This window comes from Candidatus Defluviilinea proxima (genome assembly GCA_016721115.1).
GTDB lineage: Bacteria > Chloroflexota > Anaerolineae > Anaerolineales > Villigracilaceae > Defluviilinea > Defluviilinea proxima.
Window position 1 is genome coordinate 77,501 of record JADKIW010000001.1, and the last position, 12,126, is coordinate 89,626.

At 49.2% G+C, this 12,126-nt stretch carries 9 protein-coding genes and 1 other RNA gene (1 of these 10 running past the window's edge); 7 read left to right on the top strand and 3 right to left on the bottom strand.

Annotated features, from left to right (window positions below):
• Positions 1–508: the 5' portion of a glycosyltransferase family 1 protein gene (locus tag IPP66_00380; GenBank protein ID MBK9923721.1), read on the bottom strand. The gene continues 752 nt to the left of window position 1, outside the view; only the first 508 of its 1,260 coding nucleotides appear in the window; the start codon lies at positions 506–508; its stop codon lies off the left edge, out of view.
• Positions 509–552: 44 nt separating this feature from the next.
• Positions 553–980, bottom strand: an RNA gene (rnpB, locus tag IPP66_00385) — RNase P RNA component class A.
• A 141-nt stretch (positions 981–1,121) separates the two neighbouring features.
• Between rnpB and IPP66_00390 the strand changes: the two genes are divergently transcribed.
• The 7 genes from IPP66_00390 (at position 1,122) to IPP66_00420 (ending at position 10,167) form a co-directional block, all read left to right on the top strand.
• The gene (locus IPP66_00390) at positions 1,122–2,270 is read left to right on the top strand and encodes a dephospho-CoA kinase (protein MBK9923722.1); all 1,149 of its coding nucleotides are present in this window, start codon (positions 1,122–1,124) and stop codon (positions 2,268–2,270) included.
• 133 nt (positions 2,271–2,403) lie between these two features.
• Positions 2,404–3,279, top strand: a complete 876-nt coding sequence (locus IPP66_00395; GenBank protein MBK9923723.1) for a TIGR00159 family protein — start codon at positions 2,404–2,406, stop codon at positions 3,277–3,279.
• Position 3,280: 1 nt separating this feature from the next.
• Positions 3,281–4,537, top strand: a complete 1,257-nt coding sequence (locus IPP66_00400) for a hypothetical protein (GenBank protein MBK9923724.1) — start codon at positions 3,281–3,283, stop codon at positions 4,535–4,537.
• Positions 4,538–4,650: 113 nt separating this feature from the next.
• On the top strand, positions 4,651–6,018 hold the full coding sequence (gene der / locus IPP66_00405; GenBank protein ID MBK9923725.1) for a ribosome biogenesis GTPase Der: 1,368 nt from the start codon (positions 4,651–4,653) through the stop codon (positions 6,016–6,018).
• Between the two features lie 94 nt (positions 6,019–6,112).
• Positions 6,113–6,994: a polysaccharide deacetylase family protein gene (locus IPP66_00410; protein MBK9923726.1), complete on the top strand. Its 882-nt coding sequence runs from the start codon at positions 6,113–6,115 to the stop codon at positions 6,992–6,994.
• A gap of 2 nt (positions 6,995–6,996) precedes the next feature.
• Positions 6,997–8,439, top strand: coding sequence for a hypothetical protein (locus IPP66_00415; GenBank protein MBK9923727.1), 1,443 nt, complete (start codon positions 6,997–6,999; stop codon positions 8,437–8,439).
• A 93-nt stretch (positions 8,440–8,532) separates the two neighbouring features.
• Positions 8,533–10,167 carry a GMC family oxidoreductase gene (locus tag IPP66_00420; GenBank protein ID MBK9923728.1) on the top strand — a complete coding sequence of 545 codons (1,635 nt, stop codon included), beginning with the start codon at positions 8,533–8,535 and terminating at the stop codon, positions 10,165–10,167.
• An 11-nt stretch (positions 10,168–10,178) separates the two neighbouring features.
• On the opposite strand, the gene IPP66_00425 is transcribed toward IPP66_00420, so the two are convergent.
• Positions 10,179–11,960 (bottom strand): hypothetical protein, encoded by a 1,782-nt coding sequence (locus IPP66_00425; protein MBK9923729.1) that lies wholly within the window; start codon positions 11,958–11,960, stop codon positions 10,179–10,181.
• Positions 11,961–12,126: the final 166 nt, after the last annotated feature.

The following is a 12,126-nucleotide window of genomic DNA, read 5'->3' on the forward strand; positions in this document are numbered from 1 at the left end:
AAGATGCTGTCCACCAAGAGACCTTTTGCGAGATGACGTGCGTCATATAATTTAATGCACGCAACTTCAAATCAGGCATCGTGACGTTGGGATAATCCCCTGTTGGTGTGAACATGGGAAAAGTTTGAATGTGAATATCGGGAATATTTTTCTCGCGTGCCAATGTATGAGCACCAACCGCATGTGAAAAAGTATGGATAATGAGATTGGCATTTGCACAAGCATCTTCTGTTTGTCGTAAGACATCTCCGCCGATCTCAATAGCGTGATCCATTAACTCACGGATCAGTTTTATGGAGTTATAGCCAGCATCATTCAAACGTCGACTTAAGTCTTCTGGGTCACCAGCTAATGGGACAAAACGAATCCCGTAACCTTCAACAAGATCCTTGAAACGTGCTGGCGCCGCCAATTTGACAACATGCCCGCGTGCCATCAAACCAAGGGATAGTGGAAGAAAAGGTTGAACATCACCACGGGACCCATAAGTGAGTATGGTTATATTCATAAAAGTTTTTATCTTTGGGGATATAGCATGGTGTGATAAAAAACGCCTCAGGTCCGTCTATAAGCCGCATTCTGTCCAGTGGATTACTCCACTTGTGCGATCATCTCTCTGGGCGATGTGTTACCACATCGCTCGATGCGACCTACCCGGGACTCACCCTCTTACCGTGATAAGAGGATACATAGGAAGACGAGCCGCCTCCCACCACCCGCAGGTGGCTTCATCCCTGCTTGGTCTTGCTCCCAACGGGGGTTACCTGGCCATCTGTATTACTACGGATGCCGGTGGTCTCTTACACCACCTTTTCACCATCACCCCGCATGGCGGGGCTGTTTGTTTCTGTGGCCCTTATCCGGCAGGTTGACTCCTTGCGGAGGTACCCCGCCCCGGATGTTATCCGACGCTGTGCTATATGGAGTGCGGACTTTCCTCGAGGGCGCCAAGGCGCCACCGCGATCGCCCAACCGACCTGAGGCAACTTCATCATACACGTATGAGAGGAGTGCGTCAACCGGAATTGACAGTCTTGAAAACACGGCAAATATTGGAGAAATCCGAAAAAGACATTAGAATATAAGAGAAAAGCACTAAATCAATAGACCATGGAGTCATCGTGAGTAATTGGCCAGGGAAAACAGTCATCGGTCTGACAGGAAATATCGCAACCGGAAAAAGCGTAGTGCGGCGTATGCTGGAGCATCTTGGCGCATATACCATTGATGCAGACGCATTATCACATCGCGTCATTTCCAAGGGGGCACCGGGCTATCAACCCGTATTAGACAGATTCGGCACCTGGCTTCTCGATAAAGATGGTCAGATCGACCGCACAAAACTTGGGCGTCTCGTCTTTGCAGATGGACAAGCTCTTGCCCAACTTGAAGATATCGTTCACCCCTATGTAAGCCAGGCAATTGAATTGCTCGCCAAACGTTCGACACAGAACGTGATCGTGATCGAGGCCATCAAGCTCCTTGAATCAGAACTACGCTCAAAGTGCGATACGGTTTGGGTGACAGATGCAGACCAAAAGGTCCAGATTGAACGGCTGGTCAGCAAGCGTGGCATGACGCAAGATGATGCCATGCAACGCATCCATTCGCAGTCAGCACAAAAAGAAAAACTCGCTTCAGCCAAAGTGGTCATCCATAACAACGGCTCCTTTGAAGAGTTGTGGAAACAGGTCAACGAAGCATGGAAACAAATTGTCCCTTCAGCAGAAGCAGAACCAGCCACGCTTATTATTTCAAAGAAGCCTGCGACCGGCCCAGAGACTTTCTCCCTCCAACGCGGCAAGCCACGCGACTCACAGAAAATAGCAGACTTGATTACCAGATTAAGCAAAGGCAAGCGAACCATGAACAGGGATGAGGTCATGGAAGCCTTCGGTGAAAAAGCTTTCCTTTTACTTCAATTAGGTGATGAGCTTGTAGGGATTGCAGGTTGGCAAGTGGAGAACTTGGTTGCAAGGACTTTGGATCTCTATCTTGACTCTAAGGCCACGGCTGATAAGGCACTCCCCCTCCTCTTAGGTGAAGTGGAGCGCGCTTCCGGCGAACTGCAATGTGAAGCATCACTTGTCTTCCCGCCGATGGAATTGGTTGGCTTCGATTCTGTTTGGAAACAAGTCGGCTATGAACGCCGCACACCGGAGTCGCTGGATGTGCAGGCATGGACCGACGCCGCCATCGAATCGATGCCTAAAGGCTCAGCTCTATTCTTTAAACAATTGCGTACAGACCGCGTCCTTCGCCCAATCTAAGTGTGCTATATCTATAGCGATAAAATAGATCAGTAGTCGGGCAGGCTACCGGGTTCATCAGCAAAAGGACCGGGCTTCCATAGTCTAAGCCTGAATTTAGTAAACAATACTATACTGATCTACGCACACTAGAATGGCGAATTTTCTAGATAACCTCCTCTATATATTCCAAAGACTCAACTGGCTGAGCGTTCTCGACATATTGCTTGTCTCGCTCATCTTTTTTGCCGTGTTGTATTCACTTCGTGACACACAAGCGATGGTGTTATTACGCGGTGTGATCTTTTTGGTGGTCATGCTGGTGTTATTCACAACACTGGTTGAACTCCCCGCCTTCTCCTGGCTTGTACAAAATTCATTGCCCGCTTTACTACTTGCGATACCGGTCATCTTTGGACCAGAGATTCGCCGGGCACTCGAACGGTTGGGGCGCGCAGGAATATTCACACTAGCAACCACGGCCCCTCGCCCACACGATATAGACATCAACAAATTACTCAAAGCAATCGTCGAAGCCGCCACGAGACTCTCAGCGAGACAACATGGTGCATTGATCGTTCTTCAACGACAGGACAGCCTCGAACAATATATTGAAACCGGCGTACAAATGCGAGCAGATGTCACTCCAGAACTGCTTCTGCAAATCTTCTATCCTGATACACCATTACACGATGGCTCTGTCATCATCTCAAACGGACGCATTGTTGCCGCGGCTTGCGTTATGCCGTTATCAGCCAGTGGAGTATTGAACCGCACACCAGAGCGTCAGATGGGACTTCGACATCGCGCCGCTTTGGGCGTATCAGAGGTCAGTGACGCTGTATCCATCGTCGTATCGGAACAGAGCGGCTCCATATCCATCTCACACGCCGGGCGCATGATCCGCCGCATTGAACCAGAGCGTTTGGAAAAGATCCTTGCCGCGTTCTTCCGCCCCGATACAACCACACCGCAACGTGTATGGTTGAAACGTTTATTTCCAAATCTTCTCAAAAGGAAGGATGAATAGCATGCGCCGTTTTGCCGCAAACATTCGCACCTTCCTGCTCGCGCTTGTGCTTGGCATATCGGTCTGGGTTTCTGCCGTTACATCCGCAGACCCAGATGAAGTTCGTATCTATCCCAACCCGATTCCGCTTGAGATCATTGGCAAGGATTCTTCACTCATCATCACCAGCGAAATCCCATCCAATGTAGAGGTCACGTTACGCGCACCACATTCTGTATGGGAATTATTGACCGCACAAGAGAAATCAGTGCAAGCCACTTTGGATTTATCTGGCCTAAGCGCGGGTGAACATCTTGCGACTGTTCAACTTCACGTCCTTGTTCGCCCATATCAGATCGTTCTTGCCAACCCGGAAACTGTTCCTGTTATTCTGGAGCCGATCGCCACTCAAACCTTACCTATCGAACTCTCACTGGGAGGTATACCGGCAATCGGTTACCGAGCCGGGGATGTAGAACTTGACCCCAAGGAAGTGGTCGTATCAGGACCCAAATCCATTGTGGATCAAGTAGCAAAGGCACGCGTGTTCGTGAACCTGGATGGTGTTCGCGAAAGCGTGGATCAATCGAATGCAATCCAGATCCTGGATGAAAACAATTCTACAGTGAGAGGTTTGACCATAACACCTGAGAACGTGCATGTGGGTGTGCCGGTCAGCCAACAAGGCGGGTTCCGCGATGTAGCTGTGAAAGTGATCGTGCAAGGACAACAAGCCGCTGGCTATCGTGTGGAAAACGTTTCGGTCTTTCCACCGGTTGTCACTGTTTTTGCGTCAGACCCTGCATTGGTGAATGCATTGCCCGGTGTTGTTGAAACACAGCCCCTTGATTTGCAGGATGCAAAGGAAGATATCACCACACGGTTAGCGCTGAACCTGCCAGAAAATGTGACGCTGGTCGGCAATCAATCGGTGCAGGTGACAGTGGGCATCTCTCCCATTCAAACCAGCCTGACGCTTTTGAATCAAACCATCAATGTCGTTGGCTTATCTGAAGGGCTGGCCGTGCAGGTGCTTCCACAAACCGTGGACGTGATCATCTCCGGGCCGTTGCCGGTGCTCGATGCGCTCACCCCTCAAGACGTGATCGTGACCGTGGATGTGACCGGTTTGGAGCTCGGCACACATCAACTCACCCCGCTTGTAGATGTTCTGGTGGATAACGTGCTGGTAGAATCCATTTTGCCCGGGACGATAGAAGTGGTATTATCACCCCCCGTCACACCAACGATCACACCGTTCCCGACGAAGAAACCGTAAAAATTTAAACACAAAGGACACAACGGTCACGAAGAAAAATCTAAGGAGAGTCTTCTCGTTGAGAGACTTAGTAAACCTTAGTGCTCTTCGTGCCCTTGGTGGTAAAAAAGAGTATGACAAAACCAATCGTAGCACTCGTTGGCAGACCCAACGTAGGAAAAAGCACCTTGTTCAACCGCCTTGTCGGTGAACGCATGGCCATCGTGGACGATACACCCGGCACTACACGCGACCGTCTCTTCGGGGAATGTGAGTGGAGTGGACGCTCATTTCACGTTGTCGACACCGGCGGTATTGACCCCACCCATGGCGGTAATACGCCCCTCTCCATTGGCTCTGCGGATTTTATTAATGAGATCAAGGCCCAGGCGCAGATGGCGATCCGTGAGGCCGATGCAGTTTTATTTGTTAATGATGGCGAAGCGGGGGTTACATCCCCAGATCTGGAAGTAGCAAGCATCCTTCGCAAGTCACAGAAAAAACTGGCGGATGGCACGTTCTGGCCTCCCATCTTTGTGGTGGTCAACAAATGCGAAAACGAAGAGAGACGAAATGCCGCAACAGAATTCTATGAATTGGGTCTGGGTGACCCGATCGCGATCTCTGCTGTGCACGGAACCAACACAGGTGACCTGCTCGATATTTTGCTGGCGTCCTTCCATAATGATGAACCGCAAGAGGAAGATGAAAGTATCAAGATCGCGTTGGTGGGTAAACCAAATGCAGGTAAATCCAGTTTGTTGAACAAATTGGTCGGCGAAGAACGCGCGATCGTGAGCCCTATTGCCGGAACAACCCGCGATGCGACAGACACCAAGATCAATGTGAACGGACTCGAAGTGACGTTGATCGATACGGCTGGCATTCGCAGGCGCGGAAAGATCGAGCCCGGCGTGGAGCAGTTCAGCGTGTTGCGTTCATTCAAAGCTATCGAGCGCGCGGACGTTGCCCTGCTGATGATCGACGCGACAACAGGCATCACATCACAGGATGCGCACATTGCAGGCTTCATCCTCGAACAATGGAAATCCTGCGTGGTGATCGTCAACAAATGGGACGCCATCGAAAAAGATTCGTACTCGACAGAAGATTACACAAGGAAGATCCGCTCAGACCTAAACTTCATGGACTACGTCCCGCTGTTGTTCATCTCTGCCAAGACCGGCCAACGCGTGGACACGGTCATGCCGATGGCTTTGCGTGTGCAAGAGGAACGTCTCGCGCGCCTGACCACATCCAAAATCAACGATGTCATCCATAAGGCGCAAGATGCGCACCCGCACCCAGCACATGCAGGACGTCAATTGAAGATGTACTACGGCACCCAGGTCCGTTCTGACCCGCCGACATTCATGATCTACGTCAATGAACCGAAGCTGATGCACTTCACATACTTACGTTATCTCGAGAACCAGATCCGCGAGGAGTATGGCTTCTTGGGAACACCGATACGATTGGTGTTAAAGGGAAGACACGAGTAAGCTAGTCACCAGTAATAATAACGAAGAAAGAAAACGGGAACTTTGATTAACAAGTTCCCGTTTTAGTAATAACCCAACATACGGGAGGAAATCCATGAAACACCTATCAACCATACTGCTGATCGGAATTTTATTTCTCACCGCTTGCGGACCGGCTTCGCCCGCGCTTCAAATCCCACTGAGCCCTGCCGCCGAAATATCCACAACAACTCCGTCACCAATCCCAACATTGACCTTCACCGCTACATCCACAGCGACGTTATCCCCCACACTCACACCCACCATAACCCCAACGCTTGACCCGATCCGCAATACCCCGCCAACCATCATGTTGCACCGCCCCAACCTGAATTTCGATTCGATCGCGCTTCTAAAAGACCTGATCGTCCTCTTGAAACAGAATAACATGAAGGTCGTTACCTATCGGGATATATACAATAACCCCGCGATCACAGCCACCGAAAAGGGACATCTCTTCATCATCACCATTGACGATATTTATCTGCCGTATCCGATCCACAAAGATTTTCTGGAAATGATCCGTATACTGCGCGAGGCGGGGTATCCAGCCGTTCTTGGAGTCGTCACCGAGACGGAATACGCCGATCCGCAAAACGTGGCATTGCTAAAAGAGTTATCGAGCGAGGGTTGGGAGATCGCCACGCACACAAACAAACACTCCAATCTCGGTATTATGGAAAAGAAAGCACCGCGTTATGTATTTACCGAAGTCTCCACCAGCATGGACAAGATCGAAAAGGCAATCGGCATTCGCCCCATCACATTGATCCTACCCGAAGGGCAAATGGTTAACGATGCGCAATTTATCAAACGTGCAGAAATCATTTGGTGTGTGGGAATCAATGGCGGCCTTACGTATAATAGCGAGAAAGACTTCATTTACGTTGGCCGCGAAAGCCCAGCCAAGACGGCAGAACAAACCTACAAGAACATGCAAGCTCGCTTTGGATTCTAGACATGAAAAGAACACTTCTCCAATTCATCATTGTTCTAGCATTATTACTCACCGCCTGTGGACAAACCTCGCCTCTGACTCCACCTGAGCCTGCCTCTGTTTCTGAGACATTCACCCCATCTCCACTCCCTACATCCACACAGACATTTATCCCCTCCCCCACACGGACTGCATCCGTCACGCCTCTGCCCACCATCCCCACCTTCACACCGACATTTGACGTTTCAACGATTGTCATAGTCACCCCCGCGCCAAAAGCGGAATGCCCAAGTATAGATAATAATATTTCTTTCACATCAACAACACTAGTTACAAGAGATGGAGTTTTTGGGGTAGATATTCAGGCAGTTATTGACTTACTCAACAAAGGTGCTCAACCCAGCCAAATAATGAAATCAATCAATCAAGAGATCCATTGGTTTGATAAAAACTCTTGGCAACAAAGAGATATTACAGACGATGGTATAAGCGAATTAATACTTACAGACGATAGGGTTGTTTATATCTTAGGCTGTAAAGATGGGCTATTTCAAAACTTTTTAAGCGAGACCACCGAACCAGCCTGGCTTATGTTAGCAACATTCAAAGTTGAAGATGACATGAATTTAAATGGCATACCAGAAGTGCTCATTGATTTGCAAGGCGGACATTCTGCCCGAGAAGATATCATATTGATTTACGAATGGAATGGGATTAGTTATTCATCTTTACTAGAAGACGAATCTGCCGATGCTTACTTGAGTCCAGGGCCAATCGTTCAAGACATTGACAAAAACAAAACCATCGAATTGATACTAAAAAATACGTTACCATTTCCAATCCCATCACGTTATGCACATCTTATACCTTGGAGAAATGAAACCCATATCTATTCTTGGAATGGCAAGTATTTTTCCGAAAGTCAAATTGAATATGAAACCGCACAGTATCGTTTTCAAACTATACAAGACGCTGACGAAACAAGTGCCGGGGGGAAATACCAAACGGCATTAGGACTCTATCAAAATGCAATTTTCAAAGATCAGTTGTTTCCGTGGTCTAAAGATATTTACGACAATGAAATATCAAAAGCCTATGCCAGAGATGGACTTAGAGATATGCCAACTGTAACGCCTTCTGACCTAACCGAATACCCTCGTCTCGCCGCGTATGCCTACTACCGCATCATGCTCATCAACCTCGTCCAAAATCACGAATCCGATGCGGGCACGGTCTACAACACCCTGCAACAAAAGTTTAGTAACGACCCATATGGCAGTCCCTATGTGGAAATGGCATCGGCATTCTGGGACGCATACCAGTCCACACATAAAATGTACGATGGTTGCGCGGCAGCCATCCAATATGCAGTAGAACATCCCGAGATTTTGACTCCGCTCGGGAGCGATTATCACGGGTCGCAAAGTCACACCTATGTGCCTGAGGATGTTTGTCCTTTCAGATAGTGATTAACTCTTAGCTAAAAACTAATCGCTAAAGGCTGAAAGCTAAACGCTGACCGCTTATAATCAGGCCAACTCACTGCGGAGGGAGCACTGATGCATCAGATCTATGATTATGTAATTATAGGAAGCGGCTTTGGGGGAAGTGTCTCTGCCATGCGCCTCACGGAAAAAGGATATTCCGTCCTTGTGCTTGAAAAAGGTAAACGCTTTGAAGATAAGGATTTTGCCAAGACCAACTGGCAGTTCTGGAAATATCTTTGGCTCCCCGCTTTGCGTGCGCACGGTATTTTACAGATCAGCATTCTCAAAGGTGTGATGGTTCTGCACGGAGCAGGTGTGGGCGGCGGAAGTTTGGGGTACGCCAACGTACTTGAGGTCCCTACCGATGAAACCTTCGCCACCCCTGCATGGAATCAAAATCTCAAATGGGGCGAGGTGTTGCGTCCACACTATGAAACGGCAAAGCGAATGCTCGGCGCGGCACGCAACCCAAAGTTATGGCGAGGCGATGAAGTCCTTAAACAGATCGCCGAAGAGCGCGGCATGGGTCACACCTTCCGTGCAACGGATGTTGGCGCATTTTTCGGGGAGGCAAATGTCACTGTTGCTGATCCATTTTTCGGCGGAGAGGGACCCGAGCGCGCAGGCTGTCGTCACTGTGGCGGATGCATGGTCGGTTGTCGTCATAATGCCAAGAACACGCTTCCGAAAAATTATCTGTATTTTGCGGAAAAGAATGGGGCAAAAGTTCAGTCAGAGGTTGAAGTTATAGATGTTAGACCGTGGACAGATGACGGTAGACGGTCAACGGTCAATAGTCCATCGTCGGACACTCGTTACGCCATCACCTATCAAACATCGACAAAACTATTCAAGCAAACCAAAACGGTTTATGCACATAATGTCATCTTCTCTGCAGGCGTGATGGGGACAATGAAACTGTTGTTGAACTTGCGCGATGTGAAAAAGTCTTTGCCCGATCTTTCGCCACATCTCGGGGATATGGTGCGGACAAACTCCGAAGCCTTGCTCGGTTCGATCGCCCGCGAATCTGATATCAATTATTCTGAGGGCGTTTCCATCTCTTCGATCTTCAACGCAGACGAGGTGACTCGCGTTGAACCCGTCCGTTACCCTGATGGTTCCTCGCTCATGCGTTTTCTTGGCGCACCACTCATCTCAGATGTGACCAATATCCCTGCGCGTATTTTCAAATCGCTCACATGGATCTTTAGCCATCCCATTGATTATTTGCGGACAATGGTGCTCCCCGGTTGGGCGCACAACACAACCATTTTGCTTATCATGCAACACGTGGATAATCACATGAAATTCCGCATCGGGCGCAGTCCACTCACGCTCTTTCGCCGCGGCTTGGTCGCTGAACGCGAGACCGATCATGCAATCAACGCTCGTGTGGATGCAGGCCACGATGTGACACGCGCCTATGCTAAACGCATCAACGGTATTGCACTGGGTTCCGTTACCGAAAATGTTTTCAACCTCCCCACTACCGCACACATCCTCGGTGGCGCGCCCATTGGGAAGAATGCAAACGAAGGCGTTGTAAATGAGAACTTCGCTGTCCACAACTACGAAGGCATGTACATCATCGATGGCTCCATCATGCCTGCCAACCCCGGAGTGAATCCGTCATTGACGATCACCGCGCTTGCCGAGTATGCGATGAGTAAGGTGCCCGATTCAACAGAACATCCTTTTCTTTAGATTAATCGATTTTAGTTGCTGTTTCCGCAGGCATACTCCACGGGTGTCAGGGTGTAATTTTCTGATCCAAATCCACTCGCGTCAGCAGCCTTACCCGGCCCCTTTGCTTGAATATAGACGGTTGTCTCCAAGCTTCCTGAAATTGTAAACGTACCTTTGCCTGATGCAGGCACACCTGCCCCGCTCCCCACATACGAATACGTTCCACCGCCTGGCAGTTTACCCTCTTCCGCTGAATTGGGTGTGAATGTCAGTGTGATCGCCCCTCCATAGACCGATCCTTTTACAGAAAATTTACCGGGGAAATTACACGTCGATTCATTAACCTTCATTCCATCCGTGCCGCCACTCATAACGAAACCTGGCTTGCACGCATTCTTGATATTGAACTGGCCATTCACAAGCACATCCTGACCGTATACCTCCAGCATGCGGGTTTGTAATTCCTTATAAAATGGAGTGGCACCGGCCGCAATCTTTCTTATTAACTGAAGTGCGCATGGGCCATTGGTAAATTTCTGTCCATCGCTTTTCTTTTCCTTGCACTCCTCACCGGCATTATCGATCACATCCTTGGCCTTCTCGATCACTTCATCCATCGCCTGGTTCTCATGGTCAATCCTGATCGTCTGATCCTTACCACCATCTTTTAACTTACTCGCTTCCTTTAGAAAATTAATGGCATCCGTCAACTCGTGGCACTCGGTAACTTCCTGGATTCTTCGATGAAATGTGTTGTATCTTGTCAGCCATTCGATCCTTGGCAGAGGCGTGAGATCATCTTCATTTGCCAGCGAGGCGGCATTTTTTTGATCAAAAGCAGCCGATGAATCCGATGGTGGGTTTTGTTGCACGAGTTTAGCGGCCCGATCTGGGCTAACTTGACCTGCGCCGGCCGGACGTAATTCTGACAACCATTGCCGGACCGCATCCATGAATTGAGCTTTCGGACTCGCGAGGTGTGCAGATCCTGGAATGTAGCTGGTACCCAGCGCCGAATCATTTACAGGCCGTAGCGCAAACTCTCCCCCGTAACCTTCAAACGAAAACCCGACCGTTGCAAAGCCATCCGTAGTAACTGCAGAAGGCGGTGTAATGGTCAAGGTAGCAGGTTCATTCAGCACCAATCCTTCCGGTTCTATTCCAACCACACCAATCATCTCTCCATCCAACGGCCATGCCGAAAGATCACTGAGCGGGATCAAACTAATATCCGTCTCCTGCTCGAGCGCACCAGGTGGGATGGACAGTTCATATGATACGCCTGACGAATCCATGACCGAAATGATGCCGCCTGCGGGTCCGATCTTCTGGCTAACCGCTACAGATGTATCAAACTCAACTAACACCTGAAGCGGATTCGGCTGACGGGCTGGAGTGGTCACATTCGCCACAGATCGTCCAATGGAAACGGAATCGCTTACTGCCTCCACCACATAGATAAGTTGGCTGTCTGGGGCTACAAGAAAGTCTTCATATTCTGTCGTAGTAGATGGCAAGTCAATGACCGTCAATACCACGCCGCCATTTGTTGTCACCGCAACATGATAGGATGTTGCACCGTCAACTGCCTGCCAGACTAACTTCACACTGTCCGCGGATGTGGCTTCTGCCGAAAATCCTTCCGGGCCATTGCCGCTTGCCACGGGAGGAGGTACTTTTGTGGCTACCCTTTCCTGCGGACTTTCACCGGTCGGTGGAACTTGGCTGACCGATGGGCCGCTAAGGGCATTACATGCAATTGAAATTACAAAGTACAATACGAACAGATAATACGGCTTTTTTACCTTCATGATGTACGCTCCATTTCCATAAGCACTATACACCTCTCTATTCGTTTCCAGCAGGACATTAGGGTCAATTGCGTAATAATTAACTAACCAAACCCCATTCTGTTATTTCAACTAAATCATTCTATTGAACTCTCAAAAGGAACGATTAAGACTATGAAGGGCTTTG